General features: G+C 70.8%; 3 protein-coding genes (1 of these 3 cut by a window edge). 2 read left to right on the top strand and 1 reads right to left on the bottom strand.

The features are described from left to right. Window positions 1–74: 74 nt before the first annotated feature. Entirely contained in the window at window positions 75–833 is a 759-nt protein-coding gene (locus ACWDSJ_RS08330) for a hypothetical protein (RefSeq protein ID WP_450030219.1), read from the bottom strand. Window positions 834–965: 132 nt separating this feature from the next. Here ACWDSJ_RS08330 and cobM point away from each other — a divergent pair, with 132 nt between their 5' ends. After that, a complete protein-coding gene (gene cobM, locus ACWDSJ_RS08325; RefSeq protein WP_450030217.1) occupies window positions 966–1,721 on the top strand; it encodes a precorrin-4 C(11)-methyltransferase in 756 nt (251 codons plus the stop codon). Between the two features lie 341 nt (window positions 1,722–2,062). Continuing rightward, window positions 2,063–25,557, top strand: the 5' portion of a protein-coding gene (locus ACWDSJ_RS08320) for a non-ribosomal peptide synthase/polyketide synthase (RefSeq protein ID WP_450030215.1). It continues 20,137 nt past the right edge of the window; only the first 23,495 of its 43,632 coding nucleotides appear in the window; it begins with the start codon at window positions 2,063–2,065; the stop codon falls past the right edge of the window.

Below are 25,557 nucleotides of genomic sequence, written 5' to 3'. Positions count from 1 at the left end.
TTCTCGTCCGCGGTGTCGTACGACCGAACATCGATCCTGCGCCCAACCGCTCACTCGACTGCCTGCTGCGAGCATTATCGCCCGACGGGTAATCCTTCTGCGCGACAGCGAAATCGACTGAAAACTGACCGTTCCGTTTTGCCATGGTCGGAACATCCTGTCCGTTGGACAAGGCCTGGATCCGATCCGGCGTCAGCGCGTGAGTCGGTAGAGGCGAAGCGATTTCGTCGAGTTTGGCCGTGTCGTGGTTGCAGGAGGCGTCCGCTACCGCGCGGCCGGTCGATGTCGGAGCCGAAGAGATCGCCTGAGATGCGGACGAATTCGGCCGCCTCGCCGATCTTGGTGCATGCGGTGGCGACAGCGTCGAAGAACGGCCGCAGGGCGCCGCTGATCGCGTCCTGGTGCGATTGCACGACACGTGCCGAGACGCCGTCCTTTTCGGCGACCAGCCAGTTGTCGGCGACGGTGAGACTGGCCGACCGGGCCTCGTTCACCTTGGCCAACAACACGTTTCGGTACGACTCGACGGTCGGGGCGGCGGGGTTCACCTCCGTGACCACGTCATCCACGTACGCCCAGACCTTGGATGCCTGAATGTGATCCTCGCCGACCCAGTCGTAAGCCGCACCCTGCCAACTGTTTCCGGCCTCGGTGAAGAACCTCTTCGGGTTGTCGATGTTGGTGCGGGAGGTGTCGCTGTTGGCGGTCGCCAGCGCGGTCGCGAAGTCGGACAATGCGGATGTCCGCCACTTCTCCACCTTGGCGAGGAGCAGGGTGGTGGTACAGGGGGCGACGAAGGGCCGCTGCCGTGCCCGCCAGCTTGTGAAGCTCATCGATGTCGGCCTGTAGCACGCCAACTCCCCGCCTGTTGGTCCTGAATGTCCGGGAAATGACGATAGTCGATCTCCCTGCGACGGGCATCGAACGTTTCCGGACGTCCCCACCCCCACCCCTACACTCACCCCATGACCGTCCACTTCATCGGCGCAGGCCCCGGCGCCGCGGACCTGCTCACCCTCCGCGCAGTCCACCTGATCCAACGGTCACCCGTCTGCCTCTACCCCGGCACCTACCTCGACCCCGACATCCTCACCCACAGCGCACCGAACGCCGAGCTGATCGACACCCAGCACCTGAACCTCGACCAGATCATCGCCCACTGCCGCCGAGCCCACGCCGAGGGCAAGGATGTGGCCCGGTTGTGTTCCGGGGACCCCTCGATCTATTCGGCCGTCACCGAGCAGGCCCGCCGCCTCGACGCGCATGCCATCCCCTGGGACGTCACGCCCGGCGTGCCCGCGTACGCGGCGGCGGCCGCCGTGCTCGGTGCGGAACTCACCGTGCCCGAGTTGGCGCAGTCCGTCGTGCTCACCCGCGCGCAGGCCCGCTCGACGGCCATGCCCGAGTCGGAGGCGCTGGCCGGGTTCGCTCGCACCCGGGCCACCCTCGTCCTGCATCTGGCCATCACCCGCGTCGCGGAACTCGCCGACGAACTGGCCGAGCACTACGGCGCCGACTGTCCGGCGGCCGTCGTGTACCGGGCCAGCCAGCCCGAACAGCTCGTGTTGCGCGGGACCCTCGCGACCATCGCCGACCGGGTTCGGGAGGCGGGGCTGCGGCAGGCGGCGGTGATCCTGGTGGGTCGCGCGCTCGAACCGTCCGTGCACTGTGTCCAATCGCACCTCTACGATCCGGCCCGGAGCAGGTCCGGGGGCGAGTGAGACCGAGGGGTATGTCCGCATCCCGAAATTTTCGGGCGACACCCGGGAAGACCAGCGCCGATGCCCTTCGGCTATGGCGCTTTTTGGCCGCCGGGGGCTCGTAAACGGTAGATTGGTTCGGTGTTCATCAGCGAGGTTCAGTGTGTGACCGATCCGCGGCCGACCGGCATGGTCAGGGCCATGTAACAAGATCGGCCTACGGGGCGTATAGGTCCTATGAACATCTTTGTCTGATTGAGTTTCGAAGTGAGCCCCGACCGCCGGACGCCACAATTGAGTGAGCGTCGGCGTCGGTGTGCCGTCGGGGAGCGCTGTAGGGCGTTTCGGAAGCGAGGTTACGGTTGGACCGGCTGGATTTCGGCGGAAACGGCGAATCGGGGGAGGAACTCTTCCCGCTGTCTCCGGCGCAGCTCGGCATCTGGTATGCCCAGCATCTGGATCCGCAGGTGCCGATCACAATCGCCCAGTACGTCGATCTGCGCGGCGAACTGGACGTCGAGGTGCTCGAGCGGGCCGGTATCGACGCCTCGCACGAGCTGGGTTCGGGTTTCCTGCGCATCGTCGAGCGCGACGGTGAGCCCATGCAGTTCGTCGATCACTCGATCGGCGACTACGACAAGGTCGTCTATGTAGACCTGCGCTCGGCCGAGGATCCCGAGGCCGCCGCGCACGAGTGGATGCGCGCCGAGTACAGCGCCCCGCTGAACCTGGTCACCGACCGCTTGATCAAGATGGCGGCCCTGCGGCTCGCCGACGACCACTGGTTCTGGTACACCCGCGCCCACCACATCGCGCTCGACGGCTTCGGCGCGATGACCAACATGAACCGCATCGCCGAGCTGTACACGGCGTATCTGGCGGGCGCCGAGCCCACCCCCTCCAAGGCCGCCGACCTGCGCACGCTGGTCGAATCCGAATTCGCCTACCGCGAGAGCACCCGCTTCCAGACCGACAAGCAGTACTGGGCCCAGCGCGTCGAGGGGCTCGAGGAGGGCACCAGCCTCACCGGCCGCAACGCCGCGCCCGCCCCGCTGAACGGCGTGGTGACCGCCGCGCTGTCCGACGAGCTCGGCGCGGTGCTGAACGAGGCCGTGCGACGGCATGATTCGTCGCCCGCGGGTCTGCTGCTGGCCGCGTTCGCCGCGTATCTGGCGCAGTGGACCGGCAGCGAGGACGTCATCCTGAGCCTGCCGGTGACCGCCCGTACCACCGCGGTGATGCGGCGTTCCGGCGGCGCGTCGTCGAACATCGTGCCGCTGCGCCTGCACGTCGGCTTCGACGACACCGTCGGCGATCTGCTCAAGGCCGTGCAGGTGGAGGTGTCGGGCGCGCTGCGGCATCAGCGGTACCGGCACGAGGACATCCGCCGCGACAGCGCCGGGGGCGGCGCGGTCACCAAGGAGTTCTTCGGTCCGTGGGTCAATATCATGTTGTTCCACGACGAGCTCGCCCTGGGCGCCGAGGTCGGCAAGCTGCACGTCCTGTCGACGGGCGCCATCGAGGATCTGGGCGTCAACTTCTACCAGTCCGAGGGCGGGGCGCGGTCGCGGATCGACTTCGAGACCAATCCGAACCTGTACTCCGAAACCGAAGCCCGCCAGCATCATTCGCGGTTCCTGGAGTTCTTCGACCGGTTCCTGTCCGCGGGCGCGGACGCCGCGCTGTGGGATCTGCCGATCACCACCGAGGCCGAACTGGATCGGACCCTCGCGGCGTGGAACGACGCCGACCACGACGTGCCCACGACGACGCTGCCGGAGTTGCTGGACGCCCAGATCGCGCGCACGCCGGACAATGTCGCGCTCGAGTTCGAGGGCGAACAACTGACATACGGTGAATTCGGTGCGCGGGTCAACAGACTCGCACGCTACCTGATCGCCGACGGCGTCGGGCCGGAATCGCTTGTGGCGCTGGGTATGCGGCGTTCGCTGGACCTGGTGGTCGGTATGCACGCCGTGCTGAAGGCCGGCGGCGCGTACGTGCCGATCGATCCGGATCACCCCGCCGACCGCACCGCCTACATCCTCGAATCCGCCTCTCCGGTCTGCGTTCTCACCGTCTCCACCGATGGCCTGGAGCTCCCGGAGACCGTGCGCCGGGTGGAGATCGACACCCTCGACACCAGTGCGCACTCGCCCGAGCCGGTCACCGACGCCGACCGCCGCGCCCCGCTGCGCGCGGGCAACACCGCCTACGTCATCTACACCTCCGGTTCCACCGGCCGCCCCAAGGGCGTCGCGGTCACCCATCACGCGATCGTCAACCAGCAGCTGTGGATGCTGCACGAATACCGGCTGACCGGCGACGACGTCTACCTCCAGAAGACCGCGACCACCTTCGACGTGTCGCTGTGGGGCTACTTCCTGCCGCTCATGGTCGGCGCGAAACTCGTCGTCGCCACCCCCGACGGGCACCGCGACCCGATCTACGTCGCGGAAACCATTGCCCGCCACAAGGTCACGGTCACCGACTTCGTGCCCTCGATGCTCACGGTGTTCGTCTCGCACGCCACCGCCGCCCAATGCGAAACGCTGCGAGCGGTTTTCGTCATCGGCGAGGCCCTGCCCCCCGAGACGGCCGCCGGATTCCGGCAACTCACCACCGCCGGACTGCACAACCTCTACGGCCCCACCGAGGCCGCCGTCTCGGTGACCTACTGGGAGGCGACCGAGGCCGACACCACCACCGTGCCGATCGGCGTGCCGGAGTGGAATGTCGAAGTCTACGTACTGGATTCGCGGCTGCGACCGGTCGCGATCGGCGCGCCGGGTGAGCTGTATCTCGCGGGCCGTCAACTCGCCCGCGGGTACCGCGGCCGCCCCGATCTCACTTCGGATCGGTTCGTCGCCAACCCCTTCGGGGGACAAGAGGGCGAACGCATGTACCGCACCGGCGACCTCGTGCGCTGGCGCGAGTCGGGCGCCCTGGAGTACATCGGCCGCACCGACTTCCAGGTGAAGTTCCGCGGCCAGCGCATCGAACTCGGCGAGATCGAGACCGATCTGCTCGCGCATCCGGCGGTCAGCCAGGCCGCGGTGCTGGTGATGGACACCGCGACCGGTCAGCAGCTGGTGGCGTATGTCGTTCCCGCGCCGGGACTTTCGGTGGATCCGGCGGATCTGACGCGGTTCGTGGCGGAGAAGCTGCCGAGCTACATGGTGCCCGCCGCGATCATGGTGCTGGACGCCTTCCCGCTCAACACCTCCGGCAAGCTGGATCGCAAGGCGTTGCCGGAACCGGTGTTCAGCGCCGACGCGGCCGGGTACCGGGCGCCGCGCACACAGGCCGAGGAGATCGTGGCCGGTGTGTTCGCCGATGTGCTGAGCCAGGAACGGGTCGGCGTCGACGACAACTTCTTCGACCTGGGCGGTAACTCCCTGGTCGCCACGCAGGTGGTGGCGCGGATCTCCGCGGCGTTCGGCATCCAGCTCGGGGTGCGGGCGCTGTTCGAGACCCCGACCGTGGGCGGGATCGCCGCGCGCGCCGAATCCGCCACGGCCAGTGAGGTTCCCGCGGTGGTGCGGCCGCCGCTGGTGGCGCAGCGGCATCCCGAGCGGGTGCCGTTGTCGCTGGCGCAGCAGCGGATGTGGTTCATCAACCAGTTCGATCCGAGCCAGCCCACTTACAACCTGCCGTTCGTGGTGCGGTTGCGCGGGCGGGTCGATATCGACGCGTTGACCGCGGCGCTGCGCGATGTGATGCAGCGGCAGGAGTCGCTGCGCACGATCTTCCCCGAGTCCGGCGACGGCGGCTACCAGCAGGTGCTGCCCATGGACCGGGTCGATCTGGGTGTCGAGGTGCGGCCCATCTCCGCGGCCGAACTGCCCGGTGAGCTGGCCGCGTTCGCGTCGCAGGGCTTCGACGTGTCGCGGGAGCTGCCGATCCGGGTGCGGATCTACCAGACCGCGGGCTCCAACGGGCACGGGGCCGACTACGCGGTCGCGTTCGTCGTGCACCACATCGCCGCCGACGGCTTCTCGTTCGGGCCGCTGGCCCGCGACGTCACCGCCGCCTATCTCGCGCGCGCGAACGGCGAGGCCCCCGGGTGGGAGCCGTTGCCGGTGCAGTACACCGATTTCAGCCTGTGGCAGCGTCAGGTGCTGGGGTCGGAGGACGATCCGGAGTCGATGGCCGCGGGCGAGATCGCCTACTGGCGTTCGGTATTGGCGGGTCTGCCCGATCAGCTGGATCTGCCCGCCGATCGTCCGCGCCCGCCGGTGCAGAGCTTCCACGGCAGCCGGGTCGCGTTCGACATCGACGCCGAGTTGCACGCCCGGCTCGCGGGTTTGGCTCGCGCGCAAGGCGTTTCGCTGTTCATGGTGTTGCATTCGGCGCTGGCGGTGCTGCTGGCCCGGCTGTCGGGCACCAGCGACATCGCCATCGGCACCCCGGTCGCGGGGCGCGGTGAGCAGGCCCTCGACGATCTGATCGGCATGTTCGTCAACACGCTGGTGTTGCGGTCGCAGGTCGACGGCGCGGAGTCGTTCGCCGAATTCCTCACCCGCACACGGGAGACCGATCTGGCGGCGTTCGCGCACGCGGACGTCCCGTTCGAGCGGCTGGTCGAGGTGCTCAACCCGACCCGCTCGCAGGCGCGGCACCCGCTGTTCCAGGTGATGCTGTCGTTCCAGGAGCTCTCGCACGCCACGATGGAGATGGCGGGGCTGTCGGTGTCGGCCGAGGAACTCGAGGTCGACATCGCCAAATTCGATCTGCAATGGACGCTGACCGAACAGCGCGGCTCGAGCGGCGAGCCGACCGGGGTGTCGGCGGTCGTCTCCTACGCGACCGATCTGTTCGACGCCGAGACCGTCGCCGAGTTCGGCCGCCGCTATCTGCGGGTGTTGGAAGCGGCGGTCACCGACCCCGCGGCGCGGGTGCGCGAGATCGAGATCCTCGACGACACCGAACGCGTCCAGGTCCTCGAGGCGTGGAACCGCACCGCCCGCGACCTGCCCGCGGTGACCACGGTCGCCGAGCTGTTCGCCGCGCAGGTCCGGCAGCGTCCGCAGGCGACCGCGCTGATCTTCGATCCGGGCGAACGCTCGGGCGGCGAGTTCGGCCCGCTGGTCGAGCTGTCCTACGCCGAGTTCGCCGCGCGGGTCAACCGGTTGGCCCGCAGACTGGTCGAGGCCGGTGTGGGTCCGGAATCGCTTGTCGCCGTGGGCATCCGGCGCTCGCCGGAGATGCTGGTGGCGATCTACGCGACCATGGTCGCCGGGGGCGGCTACGTGCCGATCGATCCGGACTACCCGGCCGAACGCATCCACTACATCCTCGACACCGCCGATCCGGTGGTCGTGCTGAGCACCGACCGCGACGCCGAGGATCTGGGCACCGACCGCGACGTGCTCACCATCGACACGCTCGACCTGTCCGACTACTCCGACGCACCGGTCACCCCGGCCGAGCGGCGCGGGCCGCTGCGCGGGCACAACGCCGCCTACGTGCTGTTCACCTCCGGCTCCACCGGCCGCCCCAAGGGCGTGGCGATCCCGCACTCCGCGGTGGTCAACCAGATCGCCTGGATCACCGCCGAATACGACATCGACGACACCGATGTGATCCTGCAGAAGACGCCGGTCACCTTCGACGTGTCGGTGTGGGAGCTGTTCGCCACCCTGGCCGTCGGCGCGCGGATGGTCATCGCCGCGCCCGACGGGCACCGCGACCCGATGTACCTGTCGGAGATCATCGGCCGCCACCGGGTCACCATGACCTCGTTCGTGCCGTCGATGCTGTCGGTGTTCGCCACCAGCGCCTCGCCCGCGGAATGCCTGTCGCTGCGCGCGGTCCTCGTCGCCGGTGAGGCCCTGCCCCCCGCGACCGTCACCGCGTTCCGCAAGTTCTCCACCGCCGCGGTCCACAACCTGTACGGCCCAACGGAATTCACCGTCCACGCCACCGCCTGGCATCTGGCCGAACCGAATCCGGCCTCGGTGCCGATCGGCCGCCCCGTCGCCAACGCGCAGGCCTACGTGCTCGACGAGGGCCTGCGGCCCGTGCCCGCCGGAGTGCCGGGCGAGCTGTACCTCGCGGGCGCGCAGGTCGCGCGCGGCTACCACGGCCGCCCCGACCTGAGCGCGGAACGATTCATCGCCAACCCCTTCGGGGACGCCGCCAGTGGAATGGGCACCCGCCTGTACCGCACCGGCGACCTCGTGCGCTGGCGCGGGGACGGGGTCATCGAGTACATCGGCCGCACCGACTTCCAGGTGAAGTTCCGCGGCCAGCGCATCGAACTCGGCGAGATCGAGACCGCGCTGCTGGCCCACCCCGCCGTCAGCCAGGCCGTCGTGCTGGTCATCGACACCGTCGCCGGGGATCAGCTCGTCGCCTACCTCGTCACCAGCCCCGGACCGGTCGACCTCGACCACATCAAGAACACCCTGCACCGCACCCTGCCCGCCTACATGGTGCCCTCGGCGTTCGTGCTGCTGGAAGCGTTGCCGCTCAACGCCTCCGGCAAACTCGACCGCCGCGCCCTGCCCGCCCCCGTGTTCGAGGTCCGCGAATTCCGCGCTCCCACAACCCCGATCGAGGAGATCGTCGCCCAGACCTTCGGCGAGGTGCTCGGCGTCGCCCGCGTCGGCGTCGACGACGACTTCTTCGAACTGGGCGGCAACTCGCTGATCGCGACCCAGGTCGCCTCCCGGCTGGGCACCGCGCTCGACACCCGGGTGCCGGTGCGGATGCTGTTCGAGGCCAGCACCGTCGCGGCGTTGGCCGCGCGCATCGAATCGCACGCCGGGGACGGCGCGCGCAAGGCGCTGGTCGCTCGCGAACGGCCCGAGCGGGTGCCGTTGTCGCTGGCCCAGCAGCGCATGTGGTTCCTCAACCGCTTCGACACCGGTTCCGCGGTCAACAACATCCCGGTAGCCATCCGGCTCAGCGGGGAACTGGACGTGGCCGCCTTGCAGGTGGCCGTCATCGACGTCATCGACCGGCACGAATCGCTGCGCACGGTGTTCCCGGAGACCGGCGACGGCCCGGTGCAGGTCGTGCTGGACGCCGCGCAGATCGTCCCGGACCTCACCCCGGTGCCGGTCACCGAGGACAACCTCATCGACCACCTGGTCGAGCTGGCCTCGATGGCCTTCGACGTCACCTCCGAGGTGCCGCTGCACGCCCGGCTGTTCGAGATCAGCGAGACCGAGTACGTGCTCGGCATGGTCGTGCACCACATCTCCGCCGACGGCTGGTCCATGGGTCCGCTGGCCCGCGACGTCATGGTCGCCTACGCCGCGCGCACCTCGTGGGAACAGCCCGCGTGGGCCGAACTGCCCGTGCAGTACGCCGACTACGCGCTGTGGCAGCGCGAGGTGCTCGGCTCGGAGGACGATCCGCACTCGTTGATCTCCAGCCAGATTCGCTACTGGACCGAGCAACTGGCCGATCTGCCCGCCGAACTCGTGCTGCCCGCGGACCGGCAGCGGCCCGCGGTCGCGAGCTACCGCGGCGGCACCTATCCGTTCGTGATCTCCGCCGAGACCCAGCGCCGGCTGATCGAGTTGGGGCGCAAGCACAACGCGTCGCTGTTCATGGTCATGCACAGCGCGCTCGCGGTGCTGCTGGCCCGCATGTCCGGCACCGGCGACATCGCCATCGGCACCCCGGTCGCCGGTCGCGGCGAGGCCGCGTTGGACGACCTCATCGGTATGTTCGTCAACACGCTCGTGCTGCGCACGGCCGTGGACGGCTCGGCCACCTTCGCCGATCTGCTGGCCCGCTCGCGCGACACCGATCTGCACGCGTTCGCGCACGCGGACGTGCCGTTCGAGCGGCTGGTCGAGGTGCTCAACCCGGCCCGTTCGCAGTCGCGGCACCCGCTGTTCCAGGTGATGCTGACGTTCCAGAACACCCGGCAGGCGACCCTGGAACTGCCCGGTCTGCGGGTCAACGGCATCGAGTACGACGCCCGCCTGGCCAAGTTCGATCTCCAGCTGACCTTGCAGGAGGCGCAGGACATCGGCGGCGAGGCCGGGGGCATGTCGGCCGAATTCTCCTATGCCCTGGACCTTTTCGACGAGCCGACCATCGCCGCGTTCGCGCGCCGCCTGGATCGGGTGCTGGCCGTGGTCACCGCCGATCCGGAGGCCGTGATCGGGGACATCGACCTGATGTCCGCCGACGAGCGCGTCCGGGTGCTCACCGCCTGGAACGAGACCGAACACGACGTTCCGGCCGAGACGCTGGTCTCGCTGTTCGAGCGGCAGGCCGCCGCCACCCCCGACGCGATCGCGGTCGTGTTCGAGGACGAGCGGCTCACCTACGGCGAGTTCGCCGGGCGCGTGCACCGGCTCGCGCGGCGGCTCATCGCCGCCGGGGTGGGTCCGGAAACCCTTGTGGCGCTGGCCATTCGACGTTCGGTCGATCTCGTGGTCGCCATGTACGCGGTGCTCGAGGCGGGCGGCGGGTACGTGCCGCTGGATCCCGATCAGCCCGCGGATCGCATCGATTACGTGCTCGACGTCGCCCGCCCGGCGGCCATCCTCACCACCGGCCGCGACGACTTCGTCACAGGTCGCAATGTGACCGTGCTCGAGGTGGATTCGCTGCCGCTGGACGGCTTCGCCGACGGCCCGATCGCCGATGCCGAACGCGTGCGACCGATCCGGTCGCACAACACCGCCTACGTCATCTTCACCTCCGGATCCACCGGCCGCCCCAAGGGCGTCGCCGTCGCGCACGGCGCGATCGTGAACCGGCTGCTGTGGATGCAGGCCGAATACGGGCTCGGCCCCGACGACGCGGTCCTCCAGAAGACGCCCGCCACCTTCGACGTATCGGTGTGGGAGTTCTTCTGGCCCTTGCAGGTCGGGGCCCGCCTGGTGGTCGCCAAGCCCGACGGCCACCGGGACCCGGTGTACCTGGCGCGGATCATCGCCGAGCAGGGCATCACCACGGCCCATTTCGTGCCCTCGATGCTCTCGGTGTTCGTGAGCGCCCTCACCGCCTCCGGCGTCGAGGGACAAGAGGGTGCAGCTCCAGCCATGCCCCTGCGGCAGGTGTTCGCGTCCGGGGAGGCGTTGCCCGCGCCGACGGCGCGCAAGCTCATCGAGCTGACCGGGGCGCGGCTGCACAATCTGTACGGGCCGACCGAGGCCGCGGTGGACGTCACCTATCACGAGGTGGGCGAGGCCGATGTCGCGGGCGTGCCGATCGGCCGGCCGGTCTGGAACACCCGGGTCTACGTGCTGGATTCGCGGCTGCATCCGGTCGCCCCGGGTATCGCGGGTGAGCTGTACCTGGCGGGCGATCAGCTGGCGCGGGGTTACCTCGGCCGCCCGGATCTGTCCGCGGACCGGTTCGTCGCCGACCCCTTCGGGGAACTGCGGGGCGAGCCCGGCGCGCGGATGTACCGCACCGGCGACCTGGTCACCTGGACCGCCGACGGGGAACTGAACTACCTGGGCCGCACCGACTTCCAGGTGAAACTGCGCGGCCTGCGCATCGAACTCGGCGAGATCGAGGCCGCCCTGCTGGCCCAGCCGGGCGTGGCGCAGTCGGTGGTCGTGGTGCGCACCGACGCGCACGCGGGCGATCAGCTGGTCGGCTACCTGGTGCGCCGCCCGGACGCCGCCATCGACACCGACGCGGTGAAAGCCGCTCTGGCGCAGACGCTTCCGGCGTACATGATCCCGGCCGCGCTGGTCGTGCTGGACGCCTTCCCGCTCAACGCCTCCGGCAAGCTGGACCGCCGCGCGCTGCCCGCCCCGGTGTTCGAGGCCCGGCAGTTCCGCGCGCCGTCCACCCCGATCGAGGAGATCGTGGCGGAGATCTTCGCCGATCTGCTCGGCGCCGAGCGCGTCGGCGTGGACGACGATTTCTTCGAACTGGGCGGCAACTCCCTGGTCGCCACCCAGCTGGTGGCCCGGCTGAGCGCCGCGCTGAGCACCGAGGTCGGCGTGCGCACGGTCTTCGAGGCCCCGACCGTGGAGGCGCTGGCGGCGCGGGTGGAGTCCCGCGCGGGATCGGCCGCGCGCCAACCACTCACGGCGCGCCCGCGCCCGGAGTACCCGCCGCTGTCGCTGGCCCAGCAGCGGATGTGGTTCCTCAACCGGTTCGACACCGACTCCGCCGCGAACAACATCCCCGCGGCCGTACGGCTGACCGGCGCGCTGGACGCCGACGCCCTGCGCGGCGCCGTCGCGGACGTGGTCGCCCGGCACGAGTCGCTGCGCACGATCTACCCCTCGCACGAGGGCATCGCCTACCAGAAGGTGCTGCCGTCCACCCAGGCCCTGCCCGAGGTCGCGATCGTCGACGTCACCGAGACCGAATTGGCAAGCGCCGTGGCCGATTTCGCGGGCCGCGGCTTCGACGTGACCCACGAGACCCCCGCGCGGCTGCGGCTGTACCGGCTGGGCGCCGACGACCACGTCCTCGTCGTGGTCGTGCACCACATCGCGGGCGACGGTTTCTCGATGCGGCCGCTGGTGCGGGATCTGATCACCGCCTACGTGGCCCGCGCCGCCGGAACCGAACCGGGCTGGACGCCGCTGCCGGTGCAGTACGCCGACTACGCGCTGTGGCAGCGCGAGGTGCTCGGCTCCGAGGACGACCGCGGCTCGCTGCTGGCCCAGCAGCTCGGCTACTGGCACGACGCCCTCGCCGGACTGCCCGAGGAACTGCGGCTGTCGACCCGCCCGCGCCCGGCCGTCGCCTCCAATCGCGCCGCGACACACCGCTTCCGGGTGCCCGGCGAGACCATCGAGGCGCTCAACCGGGTCGCGCACGCGCAGGGCACCACCCTGTTCATGGTCGTGCACGGCGCGTTCTCGGCCCTGCTGGCGCGGCTGTCCGGCGGCGACGACATCGCGATCGGCATCCCGGTCGCCGGGCGCGGCGAGCGCGCGCTCGACGATCTGGTCGGCATGTTCGTCAACACGCTGGTGCTGCGCGTCCAGGTGGACGGCGGCGCGCGGTTCACCGATCTGCTGTCCCAGGTGCGCCAGCGCGACCTGGCCGCGTTCGCGCACGCGGACGTGCCGTTCGAGCGGCTGGTGGAGCTGCTCAACCCGGTGCGGTCGCAGGCGCGGCACCCGCTGTTCCAGGTCATGCTGTCGTTCCAGAACCTCGGCCGCACCGAACTGGAGCTGCCCGGCCTGACCGTCGCCGAACTCCCCATCGACCAGCAGACCGCGAAATTCGATCTGCAACTGTCGCTGATGGAGAGCGACGCGTCGGCGATGGACGCCGAACTGGTGTTCGCCACCGACCTTTTCGACGCGCGCTTCGCCACCGCCTTCGGCCGCCGGTTCCTGCGCGTGCTGGCCGCGATCGGCGCCGACCCGGCCACGCCGGTCGGGGAGCTGCCGCTGCTCGACGACGCCGAACGCGCCCGCGTGCTCGAACGCTGGAACGAGACCGACTATCCGATCGACGCCGCCCTGCCGACCGTGTCCGAGGACACCGCCGCGACCCTGCCGTCGCTGTTCGAGGCGCAGGTGACCCGCACCCCCCACGCGGGCGCGGTCACCTTCGAGGGGACGAGTCTGTCCTACGCCGAATTCGCTTCCCGCGTAAGGCGTTTGGCGCGCTGGCTGGTCGACGCCGGGATCGGACCGGATTCCCTGGTGGCCCTGGGGATGCGGCGCTCGATCGATCTGGTGGTCGGCATGTACGCGGTCAGCGCCGCGGGCGGCGCCTACGTGCCGCTGGATCCCGATCACCCGGCCGACCGCATCGAGTACATCCTCGACACCGCGCGCCCGGTGTGCGTGCTCACCTCCGGCGACGACCTGGAAACCGGTGCGGCGCACCAGGTTCGGATCGACGAGCTGGACCTGTCCGGCTTCGCCGACACCCCGCTCACCGACGCCGACCGCCGCGCCCCGCTGCGCGCGGACAACACCGCCTACGTGATCTTCACCTCCGGCTCCACCGGCCGCCCCAAGGGCGTGGCCGTGACGCACGGGGCGATCGTCAACCAGCTGGTGTGGATGCACGCCCAGTACGGCCTGGCGGCCTACGACGTGGTGCTCCAGAAGACCCCGGTCACCTTCGACGCGTCGGTGTGGGAGTTCTTCTGGCCCTTGCAGGTCGGCGCGCGGCTGGTGGTCGCCAAGCCCGACGGGCACCGTGACCCGGCCTACCTGGCCCGGCTCATCGCCGCCGAGCACGTCACCGTGGCGCAGTTCGTGCCGTCGCTGTTGCAGCAGTTCGTCGCCGCGCCGCGAGCGGCCGGGGTGGACACGCTGCGGCTGGTGTTCGCGGGCGGCGAGGGCCTGCCCGGGGCGCTGGCCCAGCAGGTGCGCACGAAACTCGGTGCGCGCGTGCACAATCTGTACGGTCCGACCGAGACCGCGGTGCAGGTCGCCGCGCACGAGGTCACCGACGCCGACACCGCGACCGTGCCGATCGGCGCGCCGGTGTTCAACACCCGGGCCTACGTGCTCGACGCGCGGCTGCGGCCGGTTCCGGTGGGTGTCGCGGGTGAGCTGTACCTGGCGGGCGCCCAGCTGGCGCGCGGCTATGTGGCGCGGCCGGGGCTGAGCGCGGAACGCTTCGTGGCCAACCCGTTCGGCGACGACACCGCGGCCGCGGGCGCCGGATCGCGCATGTACCGCACCGGCGACCTGGTCATGTGGACCGAGGCCGGGGAGTTGCAGTACCTGGGCCGCACCGACTTCCAGGTGAAGCTGCGCGGCCTGCGCATCGAACTCGGCGAGATCGAGTCGGCGCTGACCGCCCTGCCGGAGGTCGGCCAGGCCGTGGCGGTGGTGCGCGCCGACGAGCGCGTCGGCGATCAGCTGGTGGCCTACCTGGTTCCGGCGGCCGGGGCGTCGATCGCCGTGGACGCCGTGAAGGCCGCGCTGTCGGAGAGCCTGCCGAGCTACATGGTGCCCGCCGCGTTCGTGGTGCTGGACGCGTTGCCGCTCAACGCCTCCGGCAAGCTGGACCGCCGCGCGCTGCCCGCGCCGACCTTCGCCGCGCGCGCCTTCCGCGCCCCCGCCACCTCGGTCGAACAGGCGGTGGCCGACACCATCGCCGAGGTGCTGGGCGTCGAGCGCGTCGGCCTCGACGACGACTTCTTCGAACTGGGCGGCAACTCGCTGGTCGCCATGCAGGTGACCGCGCGCCTCGGCGAGGCGCTCGACACCGAGGTGCCGGTGCGGCTGCTGTTCGAGAACACCACCGTCGAGTCGCTCGCCGCGCGCCTGGAAAGCCAAGCGGGACAGGGCGTCCGGGTGCCGCTCACGCCGCGCACGCGGCCCGAGCTGGTGCCGCTGTCGCCCGCGCAGCAGCGGATGTGGTTCCTCAACCGGTTCGACAACCGCACCGCGGTCAACAACATCCCGGTCGCGGTCCGGCTGACCGGTGAGCTCGATCTCGCGGCCTTCACCGCGGCCGTGCACGACGTGATCGCGCGGCACGAGACGTTGCGGACGGTATACCCCGAGGTCGAGGGCGTCGGCTATCAGCGCGTGCTGTCCGCCGCCGACGTCACCGTCGAGCTGACCCCCGAACCGGTCACCGCCGCCCAGCTGCCCGCGCGTATCGCCGCGCTGGCCGGGGTGTTCTTCGACGTCACCCGCGAACTGCCGTTCCGGGCGAACCTGCTCACCCTGGGCGAACGCGATCACGTGCTCGTGCTTGTGTTGCACCACATCAGCGGCGACGGCTTCTCCATGCGCCCGCTGCTGCGCGACGTGGTCGCCGCCTACACCGAGCGCACTCGCGGCGAGGCCCCCGGCTGGGCGCCGCTGCCCGTGCAGTACGCCGACTTCGCCCTGTGGCAGCGCGAGGTGCTCGGCGACGAGGGCGATCCGGAGTCCACCGCGGCCCGCCAGATCGCCTACTGGACCGAGCGATTGCGCGATCTGCCCGATCAGCTCGAGCTGCCCGCCGACCGGCCGCGCCCGGAGATCGCCTCCAACGCCGGTGGCACGCACGCGTTCTCGATCGACGCCGAATTGCGTTCCGCGCTCACCGAATTGGCGCGGGCGCGCGGCGTGACGCTGTTCATGCTCATGCACGCCGCGCTGGCGACCTGGGCCGCCCGCCTGTCCGGCGGCAGCGATATCGCCATCGGCACCCCGATCGCGGGCCGCGGCGAGCGCGCGCTCGACGAGCTGGTCGGCATGTTCGTCAACACCCTCGTGCTGCGCACCGAGGTGGCGAGCTCGGCCTCGTTCGCCGAGCTGCTCGACCAGGTGCGCCGGACCGACGTGGCGGCCTTCGCGCACGCGGACGTGCCGTTCGAGCGGCTGGTGGATGTCATCAGCCCGGTGCGTTCGCAGGCGCATCATCCGCTGTTCCAGGTGGCGCTCACCTTCGCCGCCGCCGATCAGCGCGACCTCGGCCGCGTCTCGCTGCCCGGCCTGGATCTCGACGTCGTCGAATTCGACGACAGCACAGCGAAATTCGATATCCAGCTGACCGTCGCCGAGACCCCCGACGGCGGACTGTCGCTGTCGTGGAACTACGCCACCGATCTGTTCGATCCGGAGACCGTCGCAGCGTTCGCCGACCGGCTGGTGCGGATCCTGCGCGGCGTCGCCGACGACCCGGCGGTCGTGGTGGGCGATATCGACCTGCTCGGCGAGGGCGAGCGGCTCGACGTGTCGCAGCGCTGGGTGTCCTCCGGCATCGACGGCGGCCATGGGCTGTTCGGCGACCCCGCCGTCACCCTGTCGGACCTGTTCGACGCCGCCGCGGCCGCGCACGCGGACCGGGTGGCGGTCCGGTTCGGCGACGACAAGCTCACCTACGCCGAACTGGATCAGCGCTCGAATCAGTTGGCGCGCAAGCTGATCGCCGAGGGCGCCGGACCGGAGACCCTGGTCGCGGTCGTGCTGCCGCGCTCGCTGGATCTGGTGGTGGCGCTGCTGGCGGTGATCAAGTCCGGCGCGGGCTACGTGCCGATCGATCCGACCTATCCGGCCGACCGCATCGCCTACGTCCTCGCCGACTCGAAGCCCACCACGGTGATCGTCGACGGCGGCACCGAGGTGGAACTGCCCGCGGGCCTGTCGATCGTGTCGATGGACGGCTTCGGGGTGGAGACCCCCGATCTGGTGGACGCGGGGGAGCGGCCGATCACCGACGCCGACCGGCGCGCCCCGCTCACCGCCGACAGCATCGCCTACGTCATCTACACCTCCGGGTCGACCGGCCGCCCCAAGGGTGTCGCGGTCGCGCACCGGAACGTGGTGCGGCTGTTCGCCAACACCGATCGCGAATTCGGCTTCGGACCCGACGACGTGTGGACCCTGTTCCACTCCTTCGCCTTCGACTTCTCGGTGTGGGAGCTGTGGGGTCCGCTGCTCTACGGCGGCACCCTGGTCGTGGTCGACTACTACACCTCCCGCTCGCCCGAGCAGTTCCTGGAACTGCTGCGCCGGGAACGGGTCACGGTGCTCAACCAGACCCCGTCGGCCTTCTACCAACTGGCCGAGGCCGACCGCAACGCCGCGCAGGCGCGCGAGCGGCTGAACCTGCGCTACGTGGTGTTCGGCGGCGAGGCGCTGGAGCTGCGCCGCCTGGCCGACTGGGTCGCCCGGCACGGCGACGGCCGCCCCGTCGCCCCGCCCACCGCGGCCGGGACCGTCGCGCCGGTCGGGCCGCGCCTGGTGAACATGTACGGCATCACCGAGACCACGGTGCACGTCTCGCATCGGGTGCTCGACGCCGAGACCATCGCCGCCGCAACGGGTTCGGTCGTGGGCCGGGCCATCGCGGGGCTGCGGGTGTACGTCCTCGACGACCGCCTGCACCCGGTGCCGGTCGGCGTCGCGGGTGAGATGTACGTCGCCGGACCGCAATTGGCGCGCGGCTACCTCGGCCGCCCCGATCTGACCTTCGCGCGGTTCGTCGCCGACCCCTTCGGGGACAGCGGGGGAGCCTCCGGCGGGGGCGGCGGTCGCCTGTACCGCTCGGGCGACGTGGCCCGCTGGAACCGGCACGGCGAGCTGGAGTATCTCGGCCGCGCCGACGATCAGGTGAAGGTGCGCGGCTTCCGCATCGAGCTCGGCGAGATCGAGGCCGCGGTGCTGGCCCAGCCGGGCATCGCGCAGGCCGCGGTCGTCGTGCGCGAGGACCAGCCCGGCGATCAGCGGATCGTGGCGTACGTGGTGGCGACGGGAGCGCCGGACATCGACGCGGTCCGCGAGGGCGCGGCCGACCGGCTGCCGTCCTACATGGTGCCGTCGGCGTTCGTGGTGCTGGATCGAATCCCGTTGACCGTCAACGGCAAACTCGATCGCCGCGCGTTGCCCGCCCCCGCGGCGCGGTCGCGCGCGTTCCGGGCGCCGGAGACCCCCGTACAGGAGACGGTGGCCGGGGTGTTCGCCGAGGTGCTCGAGCTCGACCGGGTCGGCCTGGACGACGAGTTCTTCGCCCTGGGCGGCAACTCCCTCGTCGCGACCCGCGTGGTCTCGCGGCTGGGCGCCGCGCTCGGCACGACCGTCGCGGTCCGGATGCTGTTCGAGGCCCCGACGGTGGAGGCGCTGGCCGCGCGGCTGGAGTCGCACACCGGCGGCGAGTCGCGCCCGCGCCTGGTCGCGCGCGCCCGCTCCGCCTCGGAGCTGGTGCCGCTGTCGTTCGCGCAGCAGCGCATGTGGTTCCTCAACCAGTACGACAAGACCTCCGCGGCCTACAACCTGCCGCTGGCCATCCGGCTGTCCGGCGAACTCGACACGGCCGCACTGGAATTGGCGGTGTTCGACGTGGTGCGGCGGCACGAGTCGCTGCGCACCCGCTACCCCGAGCACGGCGGCACCCCGATGCAGGTGGTGGTCCCGGCCGAGCAGATCGCGCTGGACCTGCGCGCCTACCCGGTGCAGGACACCGAACTGCTCACCGCGGTCACCGAGTTCGTGGCCACCGGCTTCGACGTCGCCGACCGGGTGCCGTTGCGGGCCCGGCTGTTCCAGGTGCAGGCCGACGAGCACGTGCTGGTCGTGGTCGTGCACCACATCGCCGCCGACGGCTTCTCCATGACCCCGCTGGCGCGCGACGTGATGACCGCCTACACCGCCCGCACCCAGGGCAGCGCCCCCGGCTGGGCGCCGCTGCGGGTGCAGTACGCCGACTTCGCCATCTGGCAGCGCGAGGTGCTCGGCTCGGAGGACGATCCGGAGTCGCTGCTGGCCCGCCAGGTCGGCTACTGGCAGCGCGCGCTCAACGGCGTGCCCGACGAGCTGGCCCTGCCCACCGACCGGCCGCGGCCCGCGGTCGCGTCCCATCGCGGCGCGACCCTGCACCGCACGCTCGCGCCCGAACTCGTGGGCGCGCTGGAAGGCGTTGCGCGCGAACACGGTTCGTCGCTGTTCATGGTCATGCACGGCGCGCTGTCGGTGCTGCTGGGCCGGTTGTCCGGCGGCGACGACATCGCCGTCGGCACCCCGATCGCCGGGCGCGGCGAGGCCGCGCTCGACGACCTGGTCGGCATGTTCGTCAACACGCTGGTGCTGCGCACCGGGCTGGACCCCGCCGAGGAGTTCACCGCCCTGCTGGCCCGCATTCGCGATATCGACCTGGAGGCGTTCGCCAACGCCGACGTGCCGTTCGAACGGCTGGTGGAACTGCTGGCGCCGGAGCGCTCGCAGGCCCGCAACCCGCTGTTCCAGGTGATGCTGGCCTTCCAGAACCTCGACCGCGCCACCCTGGAACTGCCCGGGCTCACGGTGTCGTCGCTGGATCTGGAGGAGAACTTCGCCCGCTTCGATCTCCAGTTCACGCTATCGGAGATCGCCGCCGAACAGGGCGGTATGGCGCTGGCGCTGACCTACGCCACCGATCTGTTCGACGAGGCCACCGCCGCGGAGATCGTGCAGCGCTGGGTGTGGGTGCTCGAGGCCATCGCGCGCGACCCGCGCATCGCCGTCGGGGCCGTCGACATCCTCGACGCCGCCGAACGCGCCGATCTGGTCCGCCGCGCCGGCCTGCCCGCCGAACCCGCGCGCACCCTGCCCGAGCTGCTGGCCGAGGCCGCCGCGATCGATCCGGCCGCGCCCGCGGTCGTGTTCGAGGGGCGGAGTCTGTCCTACGCCGAGCTGGACGAGCGCTCGAACCGCTTGGCGCGCTTGTTGATTCGGCGCGGCATCGGCGCCGAGGATCTGGTGGCCGTCGCGATCCCGCGCTCGGAGCTGTCGTATCTGGCCGAATGGGCGGTGTCGAAGTCGGGCGCGGCGTTCGTGCCGATCGACCCGACCTACCCCGCCGACCGCATCGCGCACATGGTCACCGACTCCGGTTCGCCGGTCGGCCTGACCGTGTCGGCGGTGCGCGGCGAACTGCCGGAGTCGGTGGACTGGCTCGTGCTCGACGACCTGGACGCCACCGAGGTGAGCGCGGCCGCGATCACCGACGCCGACCGGGTGCGGCCCGTGCGGCCGGAGCATCCGGCCTACGTCATCTACACCTCCGGCTCCACGGGCGTGCCCAAGGGCGTGGTGGTGACCCACGCCGGTCTGGCCAACTTCCGGGCCGAGCAGAACGAGCGTTACCACGTCGACTCCGACACGCGCGCACTGCATTTCGCCTCGCCCAGCTTCGACGCCTCGATGCTGGAGTTCCTGCTCGCCATCGGCGCGGGCGGCACCCTCGTGGTGGTCCCGCCGGGCGTCTACGGCGGCGAGGAGCTGACCGAGCTGATCCGCCGCGAGCGGGCCACCCACACCTTCCTCACCCCGTCGGTGCTGGCCTCGCTGGATCCGGCCGCCGCGCTCGCGGACATGAAGGTGATCGTCGCGGGCGGCGAGGCGGTCCCGGCCGATCTGGTCGCGAAATGGGGTGGCTCCCCGGACGATTCGGGCCGCCGCTTCCACAACGGCTACGGTCCGACCGAGACCACCATCATGACCAATATCAGCGATCCGCTGGCGCCGGGCGATCCGGTGACCATCGGCGGCCCGATCCGCGGGATGCAGTCGCTGATCCTGGACGGCCGCCTGCGGCCGGTGCCGGTGGGTGTCGCGGGTGAGCTGTACCTGTCGGGCGTGCAACTGGCGCGCGGCTACCACGCGCGGCCGGGCCTGACCGCCGAGCGGTTCGTGGCCAACCCCTACGGCGACGAGGCCAGCGGCACCGCCCGCATGTACCGCACCGGCGACGTGGTGCGCTGGACCCAGCACGGTGAGGTCGAATACGTCGGCCGCTCCGATTTCCAGGTGAAGGTGCGCGGTTTCCGCATCGAACTGGGCGAGATCGACGCCGCGCTGGCCGCGCACGAGAGCGTGGACTTCGCCGTCACCGTCGGCCACAAGAGCTCCGCCGGGGCGACCTCGCTGGTGTCGTATGTCGTTGCCGCGCAGGGTCATTCGATCGACGTGGCGGTGCTGACCGAATTCGTCGAACAGCGCCTGCCCGCCTACATGGTGCCGTCGTCGATCATGGTGATCGACCGGATCCCGCTGACCCCGGTCGGCAAGCTGGACCGCCGGGCGCTGCCCGAACCGGTCTTCGCCACCGAGGTCACCTTCCGCGCGCCGCGCACCCCGGTCGAGCACACCATCGCCGAGGTCTTCGCCGAGGTGCTCGGCGTCGAACGGGTCGGCGTGGACGATTCGTTCTTCGCGCTGGGCGGCGACTCGATCGTGTCCATCCAGCTGGTGTCGCGGGCCAAGGCGCGCGGGGTGGTCTTCAGCCCGCGCGACGTGTTCGAACAGCGCACCGTCGCCGGACTGGCCGCCGTCGCCGAATCCGCCGAGGGCCGCGGGGATTCCGCGCCCGCGCTGGTGGAACTGCCCGGCGGCGGCGTGGGCGCCATGCCGCTCACCCCGGTGGTGCGGTTCATGGTGGAGCGGCCCGGCTCGTTCCGGCGCTTCAATCAGCTGCTCGCCCTGGAACTTCCGCTCGGCATCGACCGGGCCGGGATCGCGGCCACGGTCGGCGCGGTCGTCGACCGGCACGACATGCTGCGGGCGCGGCTGCGCCGCCACGCGGGCGCGGAGTGGATCGTCGAGACCGCCGCCCCGGGCACCGTCGACATCGACGCGCTCATCGAGCGGACCGAGTTCGACGCCGCGGCCGACGACGCCGCGCTGCTCGAGATCGCCTCCGCCGCAGTGGATTCCGCGCTGGACCGGCTCGATCCCGAGGCGGGCGTGGTGGTCCGGTTCGTGTGGCTGGAACCCTCGGACCCCGCCCGCGCGGGCCGGTTGGTCGTCGTCGCGCACCACCTGGTGGTGGACGGCGTGTCCTGGCGCATCCTGGTGCCCGACTTCGTCGCGGTCTGGGGACAGCTCTCGGCCGGGCAGACCCCCGAACTGGTCGCCCCCGCCACGAGCATGCGCACCTGGGCGCACGCGCTGGAGCGGGCCGCCGCCGAACGCGGCCACGAACTGGACTGGTGGCGCGCGGTGGTCGAGGGACCGGACGCGCCGCTGACCGAGCGGCCGTTCGATCCGGCCGTGGACGTCACCGGGGTGATCGACAAGCATCGGGTGGAGGTCTCACCCGAGGTCACCCGCTCGCTGCTGACCACCGTCCCGGCGCTGTTCCACGGCGGCGTGAACGACGGCCTGGTCACCGCGCTGGTGCTGGCCGTCGCGAAATGGCGTGCCCGCGAGGCGGATTCGCTGCTGATCCGGATGGAGGGCCACGGCCGCGAGGAGGAGCTGGTGCCGGGCGCGGACCTGTCGCGCACGGTCGGCTGGTTCACCGCGATCTTCCCGGTGCGCTTCGATCTGTCCGGCATCGACATCGACGCCGCGCTGGCCGGTGGGGCCGCCATGGGCCGCGCGGTCAAGGCGGTCAAGGAGCAGTTGCTCGCCGTGCCCGACAAGGGGCTGGGTTACGGCCTGCTGCGCTACCTGAACCCGGAGACCGCGCCGCTGCTGCCGGAGCGGCTGCCCGGCCAGGTGAGCTTCAACTACCTGGGCCGCGTCTCCGATTCCAGCGTGCCCGAGGCGTTGCGCGGCTTCGGCTGGGTGCCCGCCCCCGAACTGGGCGAGCTGGGCGGCGCCTACGACGCCGATATGCCCGCCATGGCCCCGCTGGACATCAACGCCATCGTGGCCGGGGACCGGCTCAGCGCGCAGATCGGCTACCCGACCACGCTGCTCGCCGCCGACGAGGTCGCCGAATTCGCCGCGCTGTGGGTGCGGGCGCTGGAAGCCGTTGCCCGCCACGCCGATTCGGCCGACGCGGGCGGGCACACCCCGTCCGACTTCCCGCTGGTGCGGGTCGCGCAGACCGATATCGACAGCTGGGAGCGGCGCTTCCCGCAGCTGACCGACGTGTGGTCGCTGTCCGCTCTCCAGGGCGGCCTGCTGTTCCACGCCCAGCTCGCCGCCGAATCGGTGGACGTCTACACCGCGCAGGCCGTGCTGACCCTCACCGGTCGCGTGGACGCGGCGCGGCTGCGGGCCGCCGCGCAGGCGCTGGTGGACCGCTACGAGAATCTGCGCACCGCGTTCGTGACCGACGCGCACGGCAACCCGGTGCAGGTCGTGCTCGACGGCGTCCCGGTGACCTGGGCCGAACACGACCGCCGCCGCGGCGGTGACGCGACCGATCTGATCGAGGCCGACCGGATGCGCCGGTTCGACCTCGCCGAACCGCCGCTGATCCGGTTCACCCTGATCCGGGTGGCCGAGCAGCGCTGGTCGCTGGTCGTGTCCAATCACCACATCCTGCTCGACGGCTGGTCCATGCCGCTGCTCATGCGGGATCTGCTGGTGCTGTACGCCACCCACGGCGACACCGCCGCGCTGCCCGCCGTGCGGTCCTACCGCCACTTCCTGGAATGGGTGGCGCGCCAGGATCATTCGGCCTCGCTGGCGGCGTGGACGACCGCCCTGGCGGGGGTGTCGGAGCCGACGCTGCTGACCCGGCCCGATTCGGCGCACGAGATCACCAGCCTGTCCGGCGAGTACTTCTTCGAACTCGACGAGACCACCACCGGGCGGCTCACCGAATTGGCCGCGCGTCTGGGCGTCACCCCGAACACCGTGCTCCAGACCGCGTGGGGAATCCTGTTGGGCCGCATGACCGGTCGCGAGGACGTGCTGTTCGGCACCACCGTCTCCGGCCGTCCGCCGCAGCTGGCGGGCGTGGAGTCGATGGTGGGCCTGTTCATCAACACCGTCCCGGTGCGGGTGCGGTTCGATCCGGCCGAGTCCGCGCGCTCGCTGCTCACCCGCACCCAGGGCGAGCAGGCCGATCTGCTCGATCACCACTACATCGGGTTGGCCGACATCCAGTCCGCGGCGGGAATCGGCGGGCTGTTCGACACCCTCGTGGTGTTCGAGTCCTACCCGGTCGACGCCGAGGGCCTGCAACGCCAGGCCGCCGATATCGACGGCATGAGCGTGACGGGCCTGGACGCCGCCGACGCCACGCACTACCCGCTGACCCTCATCGCGCAGCTGGACTCCCGCCTGCGCGTGCGCGCGGGCTATCTGCGGGATCTGTTCGACGAGAACACCGTTCGGCGCGTCGCCGACCGGCTGGTGCGGGTGCTGACGGCGATCACCGCCGATCCCGAGGCGCCGGTGGGCGAGATCGATCTGCTCGACGCCACGGAGCGCGCGACGGTGGTCGAGCGGTGGAACGCCACCGACTTCGACCTCGACACCACCGCGACCCTGGTGTCGCGGTTCCAGGACCAGGTCGCCCGCACCCCCGACGCGATCGCGGTCGGCTTCGAGGGGACGAGTCTGTCCTACGCCGAGTTCGCCGACCGGGTGAACCGGCTCGCGCGCTGGCTCATCGAACGCGGCGTCGGCGCGGAATCCTTTGTGGCGCTGGGTATGCGGCGCTCGATCGATCTGGTCGTCGGCATGTACGCGGTGACCGTCGCGGGCGGCGCGTACGTGCCGCTGGATCCGGATCATCCGGCCGAGCGCACCGAGTACATCCTGGCCACCGCCGATCCGGTGTGCGTGCTGACCTCCGGCGAGGATCTGCCGATCGATACCGCGCAGGTGCGCATCGATCTGCTGGATCTGGCGAACCACTCCGGCGAGCCCGTCACCGACGCCGACCGGCGCCACCCGCTGCGGCCGTCGGACACCGCGTACGTCATCTTCACCTCCGGGTCGACCGGTCGGCCCAAGGGTGTGGCGGTGCCGCATTCGGCGATCGTCAACCGCCTGGTGTGGATGCAGTCCGCGTACCAGCTCACCGCCGACGACGTGGTGTTGCAGAAGACCCCGGCGACCTTCGACGTGTCGGTGTGGGAGTTCTTCTGGCCCTTGCAGATCGGCGCGCGGCTGGTCGTCGCCAAGCCGGACGGGCATCGCGATCCGGTCTATCTGGCCGAGCTGATCGCCGCCGCGGGCGTGACGGTCACCCACTTCGTGCCGTCCATGCTGGCGGTGTTCGTCGCGGAAGAGGCCGCCGCGCAATGCGGTTCGCTGCGGATGGTGTTCGCCTCCGGTGAGGCGTTGTCGCCCAAGCCCGCCCATCGTCTGCGCGAGCTGACCGGGGCGGAGCTGCACAACCTGTACGGGCCGACGGAGGCCGCGGTCGACGTCACCTATCACCGGGTGGTCGACGCCGACACCGAGTCGGTGCCGATCGGGCGGCCGGTGTTCAACACCCAGGTCTACGTGCTGGACGGCCGCCTGCGGCCGGTTCCGGTGGGTGTCGCGGGTGAGCTGTATCTCGCGGGCGTCCAGCTGGCGCACGGGTACGTGGCCCGGCCCGACCTCAGCGCGGACCGGTTCGTGGCAAGTCCGTTCGGGGGCAGCGGTTCCCGCATGTACCGCACCGGTGACCTGGTGCAGTGGACCGAGGACGGCGAACTCGAGTACCTGGGCCGCACCGACTTCCAGGTGAAGCTGCGCGGCCTGCGCATCGAACTCGGCGAGATCGAATCGGCGCTGACCGCGCTGGACGAGATCGCCCAGTCGGTGGTGCTGGTCCGCGGCGACGCGCACAC

The sequence above is a fragment of the Nocardia sp. NPDC003482 genome, from assembly GCF_053588115.1.
Note: the sequence above shows the minus strand (reverse complement) of the source record. Positions and strands in the feature narration are given on the sequence as shown.

Coding starts and splice junctions, on each gene's coding strand:
- ACWDSJ_RS08330 (WP_450030219.1), bottom strand. CDS start 833: ATGAGCTTCACAAGCTGGCGGGCACGGCAGCGGCCCTTCGTCGCCCCC.
- cobM (WP_450030217.1), top strand. CDS start 966: ATGACCGTCCACTTCATCGGCGCAGGCCCCGGCGCCGCGGACCTGCTC.